The sequence below is a fragment of the Psychromonas sp. psych-6C06 genome, from assembly GCF_002835465.1.
Classification (GTDB): domain Bacteria; phylum Pseudomonadota; class Gammaproteobacteria; order Enterobacterales; family Psychromonadaceae; genus Psychromonas.
In genome coordinates, this window is record NZ_PIZM01000001.1 from 647,421 (window position 1) to 668,928 (window position 21,508).

A 21,508-nucleotide genomic window follows, 5' to 3' on the forward strand; every position below is an offset into this window, starting at 1 on the left:
AATAGAAAACCATCAGTCCAATTGACTATTAAAAGATAGGGTCTTAATCCTGACCCTATCTTTATTTCAATAAATTTATTTATTAAACCTAAATTAGATACAGTATCTTCCATGTTCACGCTTGTTGTTGATTAATTATACAAACAAACAATAAATCGTGGCGATAAAACGCTGAAGCATAAACTTTGTGATATATTCCTGCTCAAATTTATTAATTAGCAGAAAATGATTGTAACAAATCAATCATTTTATCATCGCGCATTTGATTTAGATCCTACATGTCAGGGGCTAGTCAGTGTAAAATTGCAAAAATTTTAAATAAGTCTCTGTAATAAAAAGGAATAGTTATGTTGTATGGATTTGATGTGGGTGGTACCAAAATTGCGTTTGCTGTTTATGACCAAGAATTAAATTGCTTGTTTGAAGATCAGACACCAACCCCGCTAGATTACGCCTCTTTTATTACCACTATCAGTGATATGGTTCGCCAAGCAGATACTAAGTTTGGGGTAAAAGGGCAAGTAGGTTTAGGTTTTCCTGGTGCGATTAATCCAGAAGATATGACCCTAAATTGTGCAAATGTACCGGCTATCAAAGGGCGTCCTTTAATTCATGATCTTTCAGTTTCATTAGATCGTGATATTAAGCTCGAAAATGATGCAAACTGTTTCTTATTATCAGAGTGTTTTGGTGGCAGTGCAGATGGTTGTACAACAGTATTAGGCGTTACGCTAGGTACGGGTGTTGGTGGTGCTATTTTTGTTAATGGTGAAATATTAACGGGTCAAAACTCATTTGCCGGCGAAATTGGACATTACCCATTACCTGCGACTGTGTTAAAGAAACATCCTGAGCTTCCGGATTTAACTTGTGGTTGTGGTCGTCAAATGTGCTTAGAGACCTATGTATCTGGCACTGGACTTGGTAACCTATACAAGCACTATGCTAAAAAACCATTGAAAGGACCTCAAATTTTAGAGAAATTCCGTGCTGGCGACAAAACGGCTCAAAAAGTAGTTGATGTATATTTTGATATCCTTTCCGCTGGTGTCGCGACAGCAATGATGGTACTTGATGCTGATGCTATTGTATTTGGTGGTGGTTTATCTAAGTTTGAAATCCTAGTTGATGAATTTACAAAACGTTTACCGGCACACCTGTTAAATGATGTAAAATTACCAATTGTCGTTACTGCTAAATTTGGTGGCGAAGGCGGCGTACGTGGTGCAGCACTGCTTAACTATAAAAAATAAAGACTAAAATAATTCAATTCAAAAGGCGATGGACAGGTAATGTTTATCGCCTTTTTTGATCGTAATAACATCCTACAAAATAGCGTGCTTAATTCTCTTAAATAGGTCGACAAAGCCATACAATCCTTATAAATTAGCCCGCTAACTGTTTTTTCTCGCTTTTGTTTATAAATTGTTCATAAAGGATCTTCCTATGGCTCAGCAAGCCTATCAATTACTGCGTATTATTCTTATCGATAGCTTTTGGAAAAAGCAGGTTAATGAACTTGATTTAACAGGCCATACTCAACTTGAAGGCACCAATGGTGCGGGTAAAACGTCTTTAATGCGCTTGTTGCCTCTGTTTTATGGTATGCGCCCAAGTGATATCGTCAGTAAGGTTGATCAAGCGAAAAACTTTGCTGATTATTATTTACCTCGCGATACCAGTTTACTGGTTTATGAGTACCAACGTCCCTATGGACAAACTTGTATGGTACTCGCTAGTAGTGATGGCCGTGCAGTCCATTATAAATTGGTTGATGCCGCTTACGATAGCAGCCTGTTTATCCGTGACAAGCAACGCTTAACCATTAATGAAATTGAACGAAATTACCGTAGTGCTGGAGCTTTTTGTTCTAGTTTTCTCGGCGTTGATAAATATCGCCAAGTGATTCAAAAGTTACGTAGTGGACGTAAAATAAAAGATGTGCGTGAATTACAAAATCGTTTCTCTTTTACAGATAGTGCGTCACCGCATATTGATAAAGTAGTTAATGGCACGATTGAAAAAAACCTCGATTTTGAAGCGGTAAAACGGATGCTGGTGGAAATCGCCAGTGATCATCTTGCCCGACATGATATTGAAGAAAAAGAGAAAATTAGCTTAAACAAAGAGGATATCAGTCATTGGCTTGCTGATATTCAAGCCAGCCGTGCGATTCAAAAAGTAGCCGATAAAATTGCCCTTTGGCAAACTGATTTTAGTAGCTTAGATAGCCTGTTAAACAAGTTGCAACACCTACATTTTGAGATGCTGAAACATCAAGAACAACTACAGTTAAAACAGCAAAATCAACAGGCCGAGAAAGACAAAACCATTACTGAGTTGGATATATTAGAAGCAGAGTTAAAACTGTCTTCCTACGCTTTTAGAAAAGATATTAGTGAGCTAACGGCGAAAATTGAAGCGGATCAAAGCCGAATTGACCTGCTTGATGAAGACAAATTGAATTATGAAGATAATGATGCTGCTAGTTTTCAACTTCAAGCTGACCAAGCACCACGTATTCAGCATGAGCTCAACGAAGTTAATGAGATCATCGCAGCCTTCGAAGGTAACCTAAGTAAAATTCAAAATAAATTTGAAAAGCTAATCAATCAAGTTAAGCAACAAAAAATGGTCGATATGACCGCTAATAAAGAGCAACGGTTTACTGCCAAAGAAGCTGCTTCTGTGCAGTTAGCAGTAATATCAGAAACGCAGCAAGCACAACTCGCTACACTGAACGAGCAACTTAATGCAACCAATTTGAAGCTCAATATGCGCAAGCAAGCACTTGAGAACGAGGTCAAACAGTGTCAACAGCAACAAAATAATCCGACGCTTGATAGCGATCTACTCACGGCGATTGAAGAGAATCAATTACAACTTGGGCAAACCCATGAGTCACAGTCTTTAGTCCTCGCGCAGCAAAATCAGTTTAATCATCAACTAAGCGTACTTGAAACACAACGGTTGCAATTACTTGAGAAACACAAACAACAAGGGCGTCATTTAGAGACCATAAAAGCACAGCGCCATGAAATCGAATGTCAACTCATTCCCAAAGAGGGCTCGCTGCAGCATTTTTTAGCGAATGAACCTGAGGCTAGTGCATGGAAAGACAACATCGGCCGTTTGTTATCGACAGAGCAACTAAGTCGTGCTGATCTTTCACCTAAATGGTGTGGTGCATCGGACACAATATATGGCTTGCAGCTTGATCTGTTACAGCTACAAGAGAGCGATCTGCAGTTAAGTGAAGATCAACTGCGAGAAAAAGCATCATTATTAGATGATAAAGCGGTACAGATTAGTGACAGTATCAGCGCATTCGAGCTACAACTTAAAGAGTGTAATAAACAGATCCAATCGTTGCAGGTTACAATTGCTGAGGCAAAGCAAAGTGGCCAACAAAACGAGTTAAAACTTGAGCAATTAAAAACACAGCAACAACATCTTGGTGATAAAAAAACACGGGCCATTAAAGCACATCAACAAAGCTGTGAAGTGCAACTTAAACAGCTGCAGGCAGAGCAAAAAGAAAATCGTCTAAAAATCGAGGCTTTTCAAGAGCAACAACAGGATGAACGTTTAGCACTTCATAACGTAATGCTTGAGCAACGTATGGTGGTTGAATCTGATCGTGATAGTCAACTTGATGAATTAGATAGCCAATTACAAAAAATCGAAAGTAGCGCAGCAGAACGTCTTCGTGATTATAAAAAGCAACATAGCAGTGCACTCAGTGAACTTGACCCTGATGGTGAGGTTGATAAACGTACTAAACAACGTATCGAACTGGAAAAAGGTTTAGATGAATGTGCGGTTTGGGCACGCAAAGCGCGTGAATATTCACAGTTTATGAATGAACGATACATTCATCGTGACAAGTTGGTTGAAGTGAATCAAAACCGTGAAATTGAAAAGCGTGGTTTTGAAAATAGCTTAGAGGATTTACAGTCTGAAAAGGGCAATGCGATCCGTGAAAATCAAAAAACGCTGAAAAGATTAAACACACAACTTCGTGCTAATAGTGAGCTACTAACGCAGCTTAACGATAGTAAACAACTGTGTGAAAAGGCGGGTATTAGTGCGGTTGAATGTGTGACAGAGCCTAATAATGAAGCTGATTTAACGGTGAGTTTCTGTTTTGATTGGTTGAAGCAGTTTGAAGTAGTAGAAAAACGTTTAACGGGTCAGTTACAACGCTTTAATGAAACCTTTAAAAAGAACCATGCTAGCAGTGAACTGTTTGAAAACTGGCAAAAATTGGTGGCAGATAATGATACTTATCAAGGTGCGCGCAGTCTGTTTAAATATCGCGATCCTATTAGCGATCTACTCAGTAGCGCAGAGCAAAAACAGAAGAATACTTATCAACTGGTGACCGTCAATGCCAATATGATCAACGAGTTTTATCAACATATTGAGAACTTTGGTCGTCGTATTAAAAGTATCGGTAAACAGCTCTCTAAAAACGTGACCTCTTTGGCGCACTTTGAAGCGCTTGCCGATATCAATGTTTACACAGTGATGAAGCAAGAAGAGCTAGAATATTGGGGACCATTACAACAGTTTGCTAAATTGTTTGAGCAATATCGTGATGATTTACGAGAAGGGATGGGGGATATACCCGATGATCTTGTTTATGCAATGCAGAAGCTTTCTAGCTATTTGCCGAGTGATGGTTTTGTATTAGCGCACCATAACTTATTTGATATTGAATTTTCAATTAGTGAAAAAGGGCAGCTTAAATATGCGCGTAATGCTCGACAGCTGAAAAAGATTAGCTCTACGGGGCTTTCATACCTTGCGATGCTATCGCTTTTTGCCGGCATTTTGGGCATGTTACGCGGGCAAACTGAATCGCCTTCAAATATCATTTTACCGGTTGATGAATTGGGTGAGTTAGCAGCTGAAAATGTTGATCTGTTATTGAAGATGTTTTCCGATAACCACATCAGCATGTTGAGTGCATCACCATCAACGGATCGCCATATTCTTTCGCTTTATAAGCGCCATTATAAAATTAAAGACAATAAAATTTTCCATGCGCAGATACCCCAGTCACGTATCGATGAACTCCTTGCGCTTCGTTTAAAACAGCAGCAGAATCAACAAGCGGAGGCTAGCCATGTTTAAGCAAACCGTACAAAAGTTATTAACTGGTGAAATCATCTGTGAAACCGCCTTTGCTGAGCAGTTTGAATACCTAAACGGAACTGAAAACCGCGAACGGGTGGAAGACTTTTTAGCTAACTTAGACAGAAATTTAACCTACCTTGACAGTGCTGACGCATATTATGCAACCTTTCAACAGGTGGAGCAGGAAAACAGCCACGAGTTAACACAACTGTTTTTAGAAGTCCGATCATCATTTCGTCCGTTAGTGGAGTTTTTAGAGCTACTATTAACGGCAACGCAAACGGATCTGCCATTACGTGCTAAATCGATGGTCAATATTAACAGCCTGTTTGACCCCTTTGAACATGATCAAACCTTACGTGAGCAACTGCATCGCTTAACCACCATTAAACCTTTTAAAACTAATAAATTAGCCTCACGCGAACAGTTAGTGACTATTTTTCAAAAGTTAGAAGAGATGGGCTATTTCGTGCGTAAAAATAGTGGTAGTAGCCGTTATTATGCAACCGCGCGTTTTGATTTAATCTATCTATTAATTGAGTTTTTAAATGATTCTGAACGGGTAGAGTTACCGGAAACTATTGTGCAAACCCAAGAGGAGTTACTCTTTTAATGGCTGCCTATAACGCTTCTGATGTGGCCGATTTACTGCGTCAAATTGGTGCTCATGATCAACTGCTTGCCGATGCTTACGTCTATGGCACGGTGACCGAGTTACAAAGTGAGTCGCGTAAAATTGCCAGTTTGCATAAAAGTGGTTTGTTACGACCCGATGATGAGTTGGGAGATTATCGCATTACCGCAGAGCTAAAACGGATGCTCAATCGCTTAATGCGTAAACAAAGCAGTTATCGGCAACTCAGTGATATGGGAAAGGTGATCGATACCCTTGATGATATGGTTAAAGATTACCGTTTATCGGTGCAGAGTAATCAGCAGGACGATGCAGAGTATTATTTAGATCAGCTTGATGATCTGCTTTATGAAGCCAAGGATAACTTGAATGTTAGCCTTGAGAATATGCATCATGCTATCTCAAGTCAGTTTGGTTTTGTCAGCACACTGAGCGCTAAGGTACGCGAAAATGAACGTGCCTTGGCCTATGCGCAAAAATTATTAACCGAATTACAACAGGTCGATCCTGAGACCTGTTATGAGTGGGCAGATTGGGCTTGTCCCAGTGACTTTGCACGTAAAATAAGTGGTTTTGTTTATTGGTTTAATCAAACCCTGCCAAGGTTGCGCTTTATCATCGATAATATGCGCTTAAGCTTATTTAGACTGCGAAGAGATGAAAAGCAGGCCAGCTTATTACGTAATATGGCGCGTTATCTGCACCAGCATCCTGAATTTGAGATCAGTGATTCATTGTTCGAAGATGAACAGTTACCGCAAGCTTTAAAGTTTGCACCGCCCATGCCACTAAAAAGTTATGTCGATACGCGTAATAGTGAAATTGAAACACCACTTGTGGCGCTGGTTCAAGCCTTGCGCAAACCTGCACAGAGCTCACGCATTGTTGAGCGTGAAGTAAGTGATTTAGACGTCACAGCGTTACAAGAATTTGTTATCGACCATGATTATTTTGAGGAGCAAACTGAGCACCTGTTTGAGCAGGTTATTAAGCATGGCATGCCTATCTCTGCGCTGCAGTTTTGGGAGAATGCTCTTAAAAGTTGGATAAATGAAGAACAATTAATTGAGCCTACCGATTGGGTGGAACTGGTGTTTAGTAGTTATTGTAAATTGACCAATGATCAACAGGATGCGATTGATATAAAACCAAAGGGCGCGTTAGTCTCTGGGACGACCGACAACTATACCTATAGTGATGTTGTGGTGTTATTGCGATAGGGAAGAGTATTAGGGGGCAAAGATGAATAAAAAGCTGTTTGAGTATTGTCAAAAACACCTGCGTGATTTGCCCTTTGGGCAATTAAAATCGACGCCTTCCCTAAAAAAGCTAGCTGATGATTATAACGTGGGTTATATCGATAATGGCCGTTTCTATTTTACTGCAAAAGACAAGCAACACCTGATTGAGATGGTTGCGCTAGAGCACAATGGCATACATCTGTTTCGCGATCATTATCCTCAAGCTCAGTCACGTATCGTTGCAGCGACTTGGCAACGCAATGAGAAACAACATGCTTTAAATGTGACGGAAGCTTTTGTACTGGTTAATAGCCTTAATTCACTGCGCATTAATAACCAGGAGATAGCACTCAATTCGCTCACTACATTGGGTCAATATGTGTGTGCTGATGAGATAAAAACCATTCAACACCCACAAATTATACTAGTTGAGAATCTCATCGTCATGGCTAATCTATCCAGATTAGCGATTCCTGATTGTTTAAAAAATGCGTTGTGGTTATATCGTGGTGATATCAAAGCACAACAGCAAACCAGTCGCGCCTATCAGTTTTTTAAAGCCTTTAAAGAAACCCATCAACTGATCTGTTTTAGCGATTTAGATCCAAGCGGTTTACAAATTGCAATGACATCAGGTGCTTCACAGTTCCTCAGTATTGGCGATGAGTGCGAGCTTAAAGTCAGCTTGCAAGGTGAAGAACAACAGTGGTTTAAACAGCAAAACGCGATCAGTTATCTTAATAACAATCTATTAATGAGTCCGCCATTAAATAGGTTGTTTGACGCGATGAAACAGAGCCAGAAAACCTTAAAACAAGAGCACATGGTTGCGCACTATCTCAAATTGAAAATTTATCCGCTATTTGCTTAAATCCCACTATATCTATGATTTACATCTATTTAATATATTGAATTTTTGTTTTAAAGTGCCTCTTTAAACTTTTCTGTGAGTAAATAATGTCTGTTAATTTCAAACACCGTCCCGTTACCGCTTATTTCCCCATGTGGCATGAAAATCAGCAATGGTTACAACCTGAAATGTCTCGTTTAGCCAATGTTGATAGATCTGTGAATGTGGTCATTCTCTCCTTTGTTGACCCTAGTAAACAGTATAATGGTGACTTAACGGCGCCTATCTGTGACTATTTTTTTGAAGGGGAGGGTAAAGCCCTGCAAGAGGTTGCCTCACTGCAACACTTAAAGCAAGCAATCGAACACTGTAAAAAAAATCTTGATGGACGCAAAGTTTTGTTATCGGCGGGTGGTGAAATTGGCGGTGAGTTTATCGATGCAGACTTTAAATCTTTAGCATTACTAATGACTGATCTGGGATTAGATGGCTTAGATCTTGATTATGAACCTGCAGGTGGAATGACAGAAACTCAAGCACAAATCGAAACCTATCAAGATATTATTACTGATGCACGTGAAGCACTCGATTTGCTTGGAAAACAAATGGGCATTCATTATTTACTAAGCTGTGCGCCAACCGGTGTTGGTGTACTAACCGAGGCACAGCAAGATACCGCGTTCATCTCGAAAATCGATGAACGTTTACAAGCATTGATCGATATTGATGAGCAACAACAGGCTTTATATGTTGGCGATATTAATGATGATCCCGCTGATGCCTTGAGTAGTGCGTTAAGTATCTTTAACTTTCCGTCATCAGGAAAAATGGTCGAGGTGTTTTTAAAACTAAGTAGCAATCCTGATTATGACTATATTGGTAATATGGTTGATATCGTTATTTATCAAGCTTACAACATGGGCAGTGCAAATTTATTAGGTCGAATACTTTGCTACGAAAGCCACCGCGCATTGTCTCAGGAGCTTACACAACTAAGTGGGCAAGAGGGCTTTGTTATTATGCATGGCTCTCACATCGGACAAGAGGCATTCCCTCGTTACTCTCATACTTTGACTAGGCTTAAGACGATTTATCATTATATTTGTCAATATGGACGTGTTAACGATGGGGCGAGTTTTTGGGCTTATGATCAAGAAGCAAAAGATGAGCAAGATTACTTACCTGCGCATGGAATGGGTTATAAAACTAGCATTGAAGTTTTTAAAACGATCGCGGAATTACATACTAAATATGATACAGTTAATAGCTAATAACGAACAATACAAGAGAAGAATATGTTAATTACTAAAGACAGTGCGGTTCAATTTCATTACATTTTAAGTGAAGCAGGAAAAGAGATTGAGTCAAGTTTTGATGATAAACCCTTGGTTTATTTGCATGGGCATGGTGGTATTTTTCCGGCATTAGAAGAAGCGCTCGAAGGCAAAGGTGCGGGTGAAAAATTGGAAGTTACATTAACACCTGAGCAAAGTTACGGTTACCCACGAGAAGGTAGCATTCAACGTATTCCTATCAAACATTTACAAGTTGCAGGAAAATTACAAGTTGGTGCAACCGCATTAGTTGAGTCTAATCAAGGTCGTCAAGAAGTGACGATTGTTAAGCTTGGTAAATTTAATGCCGATTGCGATTTAAACCATCCATTTGCAGGTAAAACATTGACCTTTACCATTCAAGTAGTGAATGTACGTGAAGGAACCGCTGAAGAGATCTCACATGGGCATGTTCATGCTGCTGGTGGCTGTGGTCACGATCATTAAGGTTTGTTGCGATGAAAAAAGTGACCCTATTTTCGATGAGTCAATGCCCACATTGTGACAGTGCAAAGCAATACTTTGAGTCAAAAAATATTAAGTTTCGTTTGGTAAACATTAAAAGCCCAGCAGGGCAGAAAGAGTTTGCTAAAACGGGATTTAGAGCAGTACCAATAATCAGAGTCGGTGAGAACTATCTCAACGGCTTCTCAATCGCTAAGTTTAATAAACTTTATCAAGATTGATAAAAACGCTAACTGTTTAATCACAGTTAGCGCTCTTTTAGGACATTATTTCATATCTTGTTCAACTAACCATAAACGAAACGCTTTTTTATCTTCAATAGATGCTTTTTCATAAAGCTGAATAAGAGCTTCACCGGCTATGTTAGCGTTACTTTTACTTTCTTCGGCTATTGTAGCGACTGTCGTTGCTTCAACCGTTTTCAACGTGATGTTGTTACTTTGATTATATTGTGCAACTAAACCTTCAATATCGCTATAAGGCATAAAACCTTTACCGACCAAAGTATCACTATCTTCAATCGGGTATTGATTATCATCGCTAATGACTTGCCAAGTGATTCCCTTTTTCATAGCACGTTTAATTTGTTGTTTATTGTTCATACCTGACACTGAAATTTTAGTATCTTGTTGCAGGTCGATGGTAAAAATTGCGGGGCGACTTTCAAGTAATTGGTCATCATTTGTTTGGGTTGAATAACGTACAACAATTTGATGTTTACCTGGATCTAGTTCACTTTGACTTGTTGAAAATAAACTGCTGTTAACTTTTTTTCCGTTCACCGCTAAAATATCAACACCGTTAATGCCTTCGAGTTGTAATGCGTAGCTGTTTTGTACGAGTACTAAGGCCAAAATGGCTGTTATTTTTTTCATAATATTTCCTGGTTTATTTACTTGTGAGAGTGAAAATTGAATCGATCGTTTGTTTTTCTGCAAGAGCATCTAATGTTGGATGCAGAGCAAAAACTTGTTTGTTTTGTACTTTATTTACCTTAATGAGTTCATTTTTAATACTACTAATTCTTTGCTGTGCTAGTTCTGTTAATTGCAAGTTAGAAAATGGTTGTATAGAAACAAGATGATTAAAAAGTGCCTGTTGATATTGCTGCATTAGCTCATCCTGATCAACCTCTGGCTCTGACTCTTTTACTGTTAATTGTGCAAGCTTGAAATCATTGAACTCTTGTTCACCTTGTTGCTCAATAAAAAATTTCTCCAATGCTTCTTGCTGTTGCCAAATATCTTTGTTTATTAATTGTAATTGGCTCTGCAATGCCATCTGTTTTAGCTTTACAGCTTCTTTTTCGCTGTCAACGTTAATGCGCATTTCTAAAATCAGTTGAGGACGTTTAATAAGTAGCGAAGCTAAGGTAGCAAGGTTTTGTTTTTGCTCTGCACTTAGCTCGCTACTTCCTAACGCGAAGGAAACTGAGTTTAATGATGTTTCATCACCATCGGCTAAATTTGCCAACAGGGTGAAAGGGGAGCTGACGGCTTTGGTCATGACATTTAATAATGCTTTCATCACTAATCCACCGATTTCAAAATCAGGTGAGTTCATATCTCCTTTAGTTGGCAGGCTAATATCGATAATACCATCGCTGTCTTTAAAAAGTGCCAGTGCAAGTTTAATAGGAAGATCTAATGATTCTTCACTTTGTACCGTTTCACCTAATTCAAATTGGTCCAAAATAAGCCGGTTTGAACCATCGAGGAAACCATCAGCAATTTTATAGTTAAGCGCAAGACTCAATTTCCCTTTATCAATAACATAACCCGCATATCGACCTGAGTATGGCGTTAAGGTCGTTAATTCTACTTTATCGAAATTAACATTAATGTTGGTATATAAGGGGTCAACTAATGGTTTAATTTCGCCGTTGATAGAGGCCATACCATATTCATCGACACTCCCTTTTATGTCGATCTCAGCAGGCGCATCATTATGAGATGACAGTCCTTTAATTGTCCCATCTAAGTGTTGAATACTCGTTGCAAATTCTGGCGTTAATGAAAGATCAGCAAAATAGGTGCTACCTTCATTAATGCGTATTTCATTAATGTTAATAACGGTTGACTCTGCACTTTTAGGCGTGGGGGAGGTGATAGATTTGTTTTTACTATTGTTTTTTGTCAACTGTGAAAAATTAATGCTTCTGTCTTCATTGATGATAAAACGTGAGTAGGGTTTTTTTAGTAAAATTTTATCGATATCAACCCGCAGTGGTGAAAAACTGACTTGCAGCGGGGAAATATCAATTTGTTCCCAGCCTAGTAAACGACGTCCCTTAATCGTATCTTGACTATCAAAATCATCTACAGTGATATCACCCTGAAAACTTCCATTCATTCCGTGTGTTTCACTGTTAGTTAATTGTGTTTTACCCAAAAGTGAAAATAGCCCTTTATTGATAGCAATATTAGCGAATGGCTCAAGATAAGGTTGCGCAATCTTAACCGGAATTTGTGACAATTTTATGTCGCTTTGCAATGCTAAAGGTTGCAAGGTGATGTCACCAGAAATCTCGTTTGTGAGTGATTCATCTAAAGTAAAAGAGAGTGAAAAAGGCTGTGAGTTAGCAAGGCTTTGGTTTAGTTGGCTGAGTTCGGCATTGATGTTACGTACACGAATATTTGCATTATTCGCCACTGACCGATCATTTATGTGAATAATACTGTTATTTAACTTAATGTTATCGATTGACCACAGAAAATTAGAGTTTTCTGTATTAGTTTTTTTTATCTGCTCATCCTGCTTAGTTAATGTATTGAGTGGCTGCAGGAGTTGCAGCTCCCCATTTTCAAGGATGGTTAAGTCTAAATCTACAGTGTCTAACTCAACTTGTTTAATCGCAACGGACTGTTTGGCTAAATCAAAATAACTCGGACCTATATTAATCTGTTTGATGTTTACAAACTCGTCCGTTTTTTGTGGATCGGCAATATTAGTGTTTTTAAGGCTAACATAAGCTTCGTTTAGTATTAATTGTAATTGACTATCTGTATAACTAACGGAGTAATTTGAACTAAAATCGACTTCACTGTTGCGCACGTCATAGGGAGAAACTTTTGCAAGGTAAGCCCACAAGCGATGAGCGCGGATACCTTTTATTTGAAAAGAACCGGTAGACGAAATAGGGGCAAGTGATAAATTACCTTTCCAATAAAGGGACTGATCATTATCAAGTAATATGTTTAATTGGTAATCGCCACCCTGTTCTATATACGTTGAAAATGTACGTATATTGAAACTTATCGGGTTTAATTGGTGTACAATTTTTTCACCTTGGCTAAAATCATTGATTCGGATTGAGCCTGCTTCGACATTAATTTGATCAAACAATAATTTTGGTATTGACGGCGCTGATTGCTCTTCTGATACAACGAGAGGTGGTTCCGATAGCTGTTGGTTGAGATAAGCTTGTTGGATATTACTCATCCCATTTGGTGCGATGCTAAGGTTAATATTGGGTTTAATAAGCTCTATATTTTTAAAGGTATAAGCCCCTTCAACCAGTGAACGTAGCTCTATATCTGCATGAAAACGTGAAAAATTAAATACTGGAGTAGCATTTTCTATTATCTGTAACTCATTGATGGTCATCGTCAATAAGAAAGGGTTGATTTTAACCTCTGCAATCTCTGTCTTCCAGCCAAGTTGAATTTGTATTTGTTCATTAATGCCATTGTGTATCAGTTTAGGAAGTATTAAAAAACCGAAGGCACTATAGAGTGAAAGAAGGCTGAGCAACCAAAAAATTGGGGAGCGATAGTAATATTTACTGAAAAGTTTTTTGAAGATAATCACAAGAATCCCCTAATTTAAATGAGTAATGCTCAATTATAGATTAAGCAATATCGATAAAGAAGTCTTGAAAATGTCATTATTAGCAACTGTTGTTTTTGATAATATATTCTCGCAACAAATATGGGATTGGTTACTTAACACTCTAGCCATGATCAGGAGGCTTGCTTAATAGCATGGTGGTATGTACGAGTTACACGGGAAAGAATCGCAAGCAAATTATACCCACCAAATTGGATATGTGATTTAAATTTTGCGCAGGAAAAATGTCTTAGCTATTTATTTCGTTGGCATTAAATCTATCTTAATAGTAAAAATTTCAATTTATTGCGTTAGGCTCATTATATATAGCAATTAAATCATTGATTTATGAGCTTAACTACTTGGTTTATAGATTATTATTAGGGATAATAAGCTAATTTAAGTTTGTTAAAGGATTAACAATGAAATGTAACTTTGCAATAACGTTCATCGCCACAGCGTTATTAACTGCCTGTGGTGGTGGATCTGGCGATAGTGGATTGACTAATGGATTGCTTCCTAGCGAGGCAGTGCATGTGCTTGAGAAAAAGCAACTTGCTATCAACGTTGATAATGCGGCTGTTGTTGCATCGGTGATCTTTGATTTAGAAGACTTTGCCCGTGCACCCTTAGATATGCTTAATGACCCCTACATTGCCCCTAAGATAACCTTACCTAATATGGCGCGTACGGAAGAGCTTGCAGTAAATACAAAATATAAAGGTGAATTTGTTTTCGATGGCAATGATAATGCATTGCAATTGTGTGCTAATGGTGAACAGTATAATAACCAGCCTAGCTATGCTGTGAGTAAAGAGAGTCATAACATTGTTGATGGAATTGCTGATAACTCTCAACAGGCTATCTTATCTTACTGGTTTATCGCAAACCATTGTGACCGAATTACAGGTGAAACAGGAAATCAAAACTTAGCCAAAATTACAGGCGCTATTTGGTTCACCGCGCAATGGGTAAAAGGAATGAGTGGCGAGTTGGTTAATTTCAACGGCGTGGTTAAGACCGCACATCCTTCAACAGCGCCTTCACCCGTGGATGTTCCTGAGCAGTATCCACATCTGTTTATTAATTATGGTGAGCGTAATGAAGTACGCTTTGATGAAATTAATACCAACATGATGATATCAGGAGATCAGTTTGCATTACACTATGGTAATGTAAAATTATACAGTGAGTTTAACGGGCGTGGTGGTAGTTTAACAATTAATACAGTAAAGGATGCCCCCATCATTTTAGCGGATCGCTATATAAAACATGAATATGTTAGCGGTCAGGTTTTAATTAAAGCTGATCAAGATACACAAATGTTATTAACAATGGATGTTAGTGCAGTGACATTGAATATTACTCTCTCCGATGGTGATAAATATACAACTTCATATAGTTATAGTGAACTCTATGATATTTATTATCGCACTAACAGCCAATAAAAACTAAAAAGCCACGTAAATTAACGTGGCTTTTTAGTTTTGCAATTTGTAACGATAATTTAAAGACTAATCTGGTACAACCGCGTTGTGGTAGACATTTTGTACATCATCACAATCATCAAGCATTGCCATAAATTTTTCAAATTTTGGCAAGTGTTCTTCGCTAATATCTGTATCTGTTTGAGGCACGAAAGTAATCTCCTCAACATCTAACTCTAAATCCGGATAACATTCGTGGATTGCCGTTTTAGCTTTGTTAAATTCAGTGTGCGGACAAAAGACGGTGATTTTTCCATCTTCAGCTTCAACATCAGTCACATCAACATCTGCCATCATCAAATCTTCAAGCACTGCCTCATCATCTTCACCAGAAAAAACGAATACAGCTTGATGCTCAAACATATGAGCAACAGTTCCAGTAGAGCCAATTTTAGCATCTGTTTTTACGAAACAGTTACGTACTTCAGTCCATGTACGCTTATTATTATCTGTTAGACAATCAACAATAACGCTACATCCGCCTGGACCAAACCCTTCATAAGTTGCACGCTCGTAATCTTCACCAGCACCACTTTTTGCTTTGTCTAAAGCACGATCAATTACATGGCTAGGTACTTGATCTTTTTTAGCCCCATCAATTAATCGACGAAGTGCTAAATTACCATCTGGATCAATGCCACCATTTTTTGCACAGACATAGATCTCTTTTGAATATTTAGAATAAACTTTTGTTTTTGCGCCCGCAGTTTTAGCCATAGACTCTTTACGGTTTTGATATGCTCTTCCCATCGGTTCAAACTCTTTTTTGTAAGTTGGTTAAAAATTTCGAAGCAAATTCTACCCCTTAGGGCACTTGTACGCTAGTGTAGTAACGATAAATATTGAGCTAGATAAAGGTATTACCACTTTTCGGAACCTTTATTGTTCAAAAGGATAAAAAATGCACAATAAAGTAGAACAGATTTTAAACCAACTAAATTCGGTCCTTCTGGGAAAAAAAACACAAACACAGTTAGCACTCGTTTGTTTACTTGCTGATGGACATCTATTAATCGAAGACTTGCCTGGTATGGGCAAAACCACGCTTGCTTCAACTCTATCAAGAACACTTGGGTTAGAATATAAACGTGTTCAGTTTACTAGTGATATGTTGCCTGCAGATATTCTGGGTGTTTCTATTTTTGATCCCCAAGCTCAACAGTTCCATTTTCATCAAGGGCCTATATTTAGTCAGGTATTACTAGCGGATGAGATTAATCGAGCAAGTCCCAAAACACAAAGTGCTTTATTAGAAGCGATGGAAGAAAAACAGATTTCAGTCGATGGCAAAACTTACCCATTAGCGAAACCATTTTTTGTCATCGCAACACAAAATCCATTGGATCAAGCGGGCACTTTCCCCCTACCTGAGTCTCAACTTGATCGTTTCATGATGCGCATTGAACTTGGGTTTCCAAACCATGCAGCTGAAATGGCAATGTTAAAAAATAGCAAACATGCAACCGTCGAAAAAGCGGTCATATCGGTCCCGGAATTACAAGAAATGCAACGCGCTGTTGATAAGGTGGAGGCGAATGATGCGTTATTAGATTACCTATTACGTCTAGTCGATGAAAGTCGTTATGGTGGTCTAGCAGTGAATCCTCTTTCTCCACGTTGTAGCAAAATATTGTTGCAAGCTTCCAAAGCGATGGCTTTTATTCATCAACGAAATTACGTTATCCCTGAAGATGTACAAGCAGTATTTGTGGCTGTTACGGAGCACCGTTTGCTAGGCGTTAATCATGAAAGTCAGAGCAGTGGTGCGCTAAGTAAAACGTTACTTGAGCGTATCGACCCATTAACCCCATCAGTTGCTCGTTAATGCTAAAAAAATTAATCAATAAGCGTTTTGATAAGTGGTTAACTCGGCGAATGCCGGCGACCAATACGATACAGTTGAACAGTGGAAATCTATTTATTTTACCTTCCAAGAATGGCCTGCATTTTTTATTTAGTTGTTTTATCCTGTTTTTGATAGGAACTAATTACCAAAACAACTTAATTTTATTTATGGTCTTTTTTCTGTGCAGTTTTATGGTTAGTTGCTTGCTGTTGAGTTTTCGAAATATGTCGCATTTAACGGTAACTGCAATCGATACTGATCCACAATTTGCAGGTCAAGATTGTGCTTTTCATTTGCGGATGAAAGATGCAAAGCAACCAGTACAAGATATTAATTTTTCATTTCAACATCAGACATCAGATCTAAAATCTATCATCGATGATAACGGCGTAACCCTTTATGCCTTTGCTCAGAAGCGAGGTTACTTTCGACCCGGTCGCGTTACCATTCAGTCAGGTTTTCCCTTTGGCCTATATAAAGTATGGACACATGTAGATTTCGATTTCAACGTGTTGGTTTATCCTAAGGTATTACATAACGCACTACCGTTAGCATTGCTAGAAGCAGATAATCGTGCTCAATACGGTAATAGCAGCAAACTTGGTGTTGATGAGTTTTCAACCTTAAAAACTTATCAGGTAGGGGAGTCCTTGAAATCAGTCGCATGGAAGCAATTAGCACAGGGAAGGGGCTGGTTAAGTAAACAATTCGAACAAACAGCTGGTGGCGACATACAGCTGGATGTAAGCACAATGTCACAGTATCCCTTAGAAATGGCATTAAGTTATATTACGTTTCAGATTATTGAGCTTGATAAAAAACAACAACGATATGCGCTTGCATTACCCAATAAAATGATTGAGGTTGGAATTGGTAGTCGTCACAAACAACAATGTTTAACTGCCTTAGCGCTATATAAGCGAAGTTAATATGAAAGATTTCTTAAGTCGCTTTAATTTAACCCTTATCATCTGCAGTTACCTCGCATTGGTCTTTACTTTATATGACCAGCTTCATGCTATTATTTTGCTGATTGGCTTAGGTGCTGCATCATGGCGACTAGGCCATTACTTTGGCAAAGTACCGCTATTGAATATCATCATGCTGGCTATTGTTTCCATTATATGTGCTGTATTTACAGTGCTTTTACTGTACAAACAAGGGTTATTTAACATTCTCATACACCTTGTTTTTCTTGGGTTTAGTTTAAAATTTTTGGAATTACGTTCAGTAAGAGATGTGTATTTTTTTGTTAATACCGGCTTAGTATTAATCGCATTATTCTTTATTTTTAATACCTCAATTTACAGTGCGTTTATAGCAACGCTATTAATTTTATTGTTACTTTCGGTATTATTAAGCTTGCATGCGCAAGCCTTACTCAAAAGTGAGTTTGTTAAATTACTACTTAAAAGCTGTGTTATTAGCCTGCCACTTGCGATTTTACTTTTTCTTGTGATGCCACGTTTACCGACACTGTGGAAAATGCCAATCCAAAAACAAGCAACTACTGGATTAAGTGATAGTGTCACACCGGGTGAAATCGCTAATTTAAGTCGCTCTAGTGCTCTTGCATTTCGAGCCACGTTTACAGCAATGCCTCCTATCGAAAGTGAGCGATATTGGCGTGCACTTACATTGGATAGTTTTGATGGCAGAACATGGTCGCAAAGTGGAACGCTAAAAGCACAGGAAATGGAAGCTAAGCGAGGTGTTGGGCAACGTTTTAGTGCAAACAATGCGAGTGATAATGTTAATAATGATTATGAACTGATTATTGAACCACATTATAATTATTGGATTCCGGTATTAGACTATGCAAAAACGCCACAACAATTAGTTAGTTTAAGCGATTATTCACTGCGAAGTGATAAACCTATTATTACCCGAAAAGGCTTTACTATCTCTTCATTATCGTCAGTACAACCTTCGCCTTTAACAACATTTGAACTGCAACAGTACACCCAATTACCTGAGTCTACTAATCCAAAAACCGACAATTGGATTTCGGAAAACTTGAATAATGGGGTAAGTAGAGAGAATTTGTTAACTCAGTTATTGACTGGGTTTACACAACGATTTACTTATACTTTACAACCCCCTTTATTGGCTGAACAGCAAGTTGATGATTTTCTGTTTAATAGACAGGCTGGTTTTTGTGTTCACTATGCCAGTAGTTATCTTTATGTCGCACGTAAGCTAGGTTTTCCTGCACGTATGGTAACCGGATATCTAGGTGGTCAATGGCAAGCATCCGAAGGCTTTTTTACTGTTCGTCAATATGATGCTCATGCTTGGGTAGAAATATGGAAAAATGATGCATGGCAGCGAGTAGACCCAACCGCTTATGTTGCCCCTGAGCGAGTTGAATCAGGACTTGAACAGAGTTTAACTGATAGCAATGAGTTTCTTGCTGACGAATATTTTTCATTGCAACGATGGCAGTCTGTTCCCTTACTCGATACATTACGAGCGCGGTTAGCACAACTAGATTATTTGTGGGCTCGTTATGTGGTTAATTTTGATAATCAGAAACAGCAAAAACTGTTGCAACGTTGGCTTAACCTAATCCCATGGTTAAATATTGCTTATAGTGTTCTTGCTGTAATGGGGATTATTTTTATTGCTCTGTTGCTTAGTATCTTTAAACCTTGGCAAAAGATTAAGTTTGCACCAGAAGATGTTATTTATAATAGATTACAACAGCATTACAAAAATAGATATGGTGAACGAGGGATTAGGAAAACGGGGCAGAGTATCAGTGATTATTGCAAGCAATTAAGCCAAAATGAAGCGTTGAATTCGACTTTATTTAACAAGTTTGCGAGTTGCTATAACAATATTAAATATGCGCCACAAGCAGATAAAATATCGTATAGGAAGAATATTAAGCAGTTAAAAACAATCTATCAACTACTACGAAAAACTAGGGGAGGTTAGCAAAGATAACGCGGTTACTTTTTATAGGGCTCTGCGACAAGCTTATACTCTTTAACACTAATCTTGGTTGGACCGTAGTTTCTGGTTGAACGAAATTTTTCAGGGCCTATTTTAACAAACACATCATTAAACATCTCTTTTTGTGTGACAACAATTGCAGTTTCAAAGTAATGTTGCAAGTCACCTTGATTCTGCGCTAGTTCGTTTTTTAAATCAGCGAGATGGTGCTTAACTTCCTCTTTAGTGAGCATTAAACGTGCATCAAGTGACTGTTTCTTTTCGGAGTTTGGTAATACATCGACCTTTCGTTGCGCTTCAATTAAATTTTCTAACTTTTGTTGTTCATCTTGAATGGTTCGATTAATCTGCTTTTTATCTTGAATGAGGTTAGGGTAGTTACCAACAAGATCTATCTGTGTTTTGGCGCCAGCGCTTGCGCCTAATGTAACAGTATTTATTGTCCCTTTTGTACAAAGTGTGCCACCTAATATTGTACCTTTACTGCCCGCTTCATCTAACACATTTATATCACCTTGACAGGTGACGTCACAATGAAGTAATTGTTTTTTAATATTTACTGCTTCACCGGCTTCTATTTTTGAGTATTGGCTAAAGTGTGCCGTCACACTCCCATCGACCTTAACCATGCATGAATAATCATTACTTCCCTCTTCAACCTTATGGCCAATAACTCCTTTTCCAACAATAAGATCGCCTTTACATTCAATTTTTGCAGATTCTACGAAACCGGAAATAGTAATATCTCCTGTTGCATTAACCTTCATGCCTTCACATACGTCACCTTCAATAATAATACTTCCTTCATAGCTGACGTGGCCATAACCAACATCGACATTATTGATCACTAAGACATCATCTACTTTCATAGCATTATGGCTGATGACTTTTGGTATGCCTGATAGTGTAGCAACTAACAAATTTTCATCGTCAGGAGATATTTCACTGTTTTCACCAGCTTCAAGGATAAAGTCCTTTCCTTGTTTGTGTTCAATGGTTTCACCCATGATGTTAATACCATCAACACCTGCTTGATATGGTATTTTTTGCAGTAGTTTGGTACCCGGTTTTACGGTGATTAACTGCCCAAGATTGCGCATATCAACGGTGCCATCTTTATTCTTTTGTGGTTTTAACAAGCGCTCTTTCGGTGTTTCAACTAAACGTTTGAATGTTGCATCAATACCATGTACTGGCTTTGTTCCTTTAGCAACCGTTGCCTGAAAACTACTTCCGGGCTTTGCTTGTTGAGATTTTTCCAGTAGAAGCTGTATATTTTTATCGATAATTCCAAATACGATTTCATTTTCTTGTAATGTCTCTTGGAATTGTTGCAATGTGATAGGGTGGCCACCATAAGCGGTTTTAATCAACGCTTTTGCAACCATTTTCAACGAATCAAAGGTAATTGATAGCTCGGCATCTAATCGTTCTGCAATGGCAACAGATTCTAATTCGGCATGGCGTTCAGTCTGGGTTTCTAAACGCGTGAAGCTTTGAACCGCTTCATGTAATCCCGCTACATTTAATTTAAGGTTAGTGTAATCGGAATGTTGAAATAGAGTTGTTAAACTCTGTACCGTCACCTCATCCTGTACAGCAGTGACTAACAGTAATAATTCACTTTTATCTGCCGATAGGCGTAATAAATTGCTGGTGAGCGGTTGTTTGTTTTCCATAAATACCACATATAAGATAAATGTTATCTATAAATAGTAGTTAT

General features: G+C 38.3%; 16 protein-coding genes. 12 read left to right on the top strand and 4 right to left on the bottom strand.

Features of this window, described 5'->3' with window-relative positions:
- Window positions 1-347: 347 nt before the first annotated feature.
- From CW745_RS02865 to CW745_RS02900, 8 genes are all read left to right on the top strand, one after another.
- Window positions 348-1,253, top strand: a complete 906-nt coding sequence (locus tag CW745_RS02865) for an ROK family protein (RefSeq protein WP_101106997.1) — start codon at window positions 348-350, stop codon at window positions 1,251-1,253.
- Between the two features lie 193 nt (window positions 1,254-1,446).
- Window positions 1,447-5,139 carry an ATP-binding protein gene (locus CW745_RS02870; protein ID WP_101106998.1) on the top strand — a complete coding sequence of 1,231 codons (3,693 nt, stop codon included), beginning with the start codon at window positions 1,447-1,449 and terminating at the stop codon, window positions 5,137-5,139.
- On the top strand, window positions 5,132-5,755 hold the full coding sequence (locus tag CW745_RS02875) for a hypothetical protein (RefSeq protein WP_101106999.1): 624 nt from the start codon (window positions 5,132-5,134) through the stop codon (window positions 5,753-5,755). Before CW745_RS02870 ends, CW745_RS02875 begins: the two co-directional genes overlap by 8 nt.
- Entirely contained in the window at window positions 5,755-6,996 is a 1,242-nt protein-coding gene (locus CW745_RS02880; protein ID WP_101107000.1) for a hypothetical protein, read from the top strand. The genes CW745_RS02875 and CW745_RS02880 overlap by 1 nt, the downstream gene beginning before the upstream one ends.
- A gap of 22 nt (window positions 6,997-7,018) precedes the next feature.
- Window positions 7,019-7,888: a hypothetical protein gene (locus CW745_RS02885; RefSeq protein ID WP_101107001.1), complete on the top strand. Its 870-nt coding sequence runs from the start codon at window positions 7,019-7,021 to the stop codon at window positions 7,886-7,888.
- An 86-nt stretch (window positions 7,889-7,974) separates the two neighbouring features.
- On the top strand, window positions 7,975-9,138 hold the full coding sequence (locus tag CW745_RS02890) for a glycosyl hydrolase family 18 protein (protein WP_101107002.1): 1,164 nt from the start codon (window positions 7,975-7,977) through the stop codon (window positions 9,136-9,138).
- Window positions 9,139-9,162: 24 nt separating this feature from the next.
- The gene (locus CW745_RS02895; RefSeq protein ID WP_101107003.1) at window positions 9,163-9,648 is read left to right on the top strand and encodes a peptidylprolyl isomerase; all 486 of its coding nucleotides are present in this window, start codon (window positions 9,163-9,165) and stop codon (window positions 9,646-9,648) included.
- Window positions 9,649-9,659: 11 nt separating this feature from the next.
- Window positions 9,660-9,887, top strand: coding sequence for a glutaredoxin family protein (locus CW745_RS02900; RefSeq protein ID WP_101107004.1), 228 nt, complete (start codon window positions 9,660-9,662; stop codon window positions 9,885-9,887).
- Between the two features lie 45 nt (window positions 9,888-9,932).
- On the opposite strand, the gene CW745_RS02905 is transcribed toward CW745_RS02900, so the two are convergent.
- Both CW745_RS02905 and CW745_RS02910 read right to left on the bottom strand, forming a co-directional pair.
- Window positions 9,933-10,541, bottom strand: a complete 609-nt coding sequence (locus CW745_RS02905; RefSeq protein ID WP_193755521.1) for a DUF2057 domain-containing protein — start codon at window positions 10,539-10,541, stop codon at window positions 9,933-9,935.
- A 13-nt stretch (window positions 10,542-10,554) separates the two neighbouring features.
- Window positions 10,555-13,476: a DUF748 domain-containing protein gene (locus CW745_RS02910; RefSeq protein WP_101107006.1), complete on the bottom strand. Its 2,922-nt coding sequence runs from the start codon at window positions 13,474-13,476 to the stop codon at window positions 10,555-10,557.
- A 440-nt stretch (window positions 13,477-13,916) separates the two neighbouring features.
- On the opposite strand from CW745_RS02910, the gene CW745_RS02915 reads away from it, so the two are divergent.
- Complete coding sequence (locus tag CW745_RS02915) at window positions 13,917-14,942, top strand: hypothetical protein (protein WP_101107007.1); 1,026 nt, start codon at window positions 13,917-13,919, stop codon at window positions 14,940-14,942.
- Window positions 14,943-15,008: 66 nt separating this feature from the next.
- Here the strand turns inward: CW745_RS02915 and CW745_RS02920 are convergent, their stop codons facing one another.
- Window positions 15,009-15,731 (bottom strand): YebC/PmpR family DNA-binding transcriptional regulator, encoded by a 723-nt coding sequence (locus tag CW745_RS02920; protein ID WP_101107008.1) that lies wholly within the window; start codon window positions 15,729-15,731, stop codon window positions 15,009-15,011.
- A 151-nt stretch (window positions 15,732-15,882) separates the two neighbouring features.
- Between CW745_RS02920 and CW745_RS02925 the strand changes: the two genes are divergently transcribed.
- The 3 genes from CW745_RS02925 (at window position 15,883) to CW745_RS02935 (ending at window position 19,767) form a co-directional block, all read left to right on the top strand.
- Window positions 15,883-16,806: an AAA family ATPase gene (locus tag CW745_RS02925; protein WP_101107009.1), complete on the top strand. Its 924-nt coding sequence runs from the start codon at window positions 15,883-15,885 to the stop codon at window positions 16,804-16,806.
- A gap of 245 nt (window positions 16,807-17,051) precedes the next feature.
- Window positions 17,052-17,756, top strand: coding sequence for a DUF58 domain-containing protein (locus CW745_RS02930; protein ID WP_238596669.1), 705 nt, complete (start codon window positions 17,052-17,054; stop codon window positions 17,754-17,756).
- 1 nt (window position 17,757) lies between these two features.
- Window positions 17,758-19,767 (top strand): DUF3488 and transglutaminase-like domain-containing protein, encoded by a 2,010-nt coding sequence (locus CW745_RS02935; protein ID WP_101107011.1) that lies wholly within the window; start codon window positions 17,758-17,760, stop codon window positions 19,765-19,767.
- 14 nt (window positions 19,768-19,781) lie between these two features.
- Here CW745_RS02935 and CW745_RS02940 read toward each other — a convergent pair whose 3' ends face one another.
- Entirely contained in the window at window positions 19,782-21,464 is a 1,683-nt protein-coding gene (locus CW745_RS02940) for a FapA family protein (protein ID WP_101107012.1), read from the bottom strand.
- Window positions 21,465-21,508 lie beyond the last annotated feature (44 nt).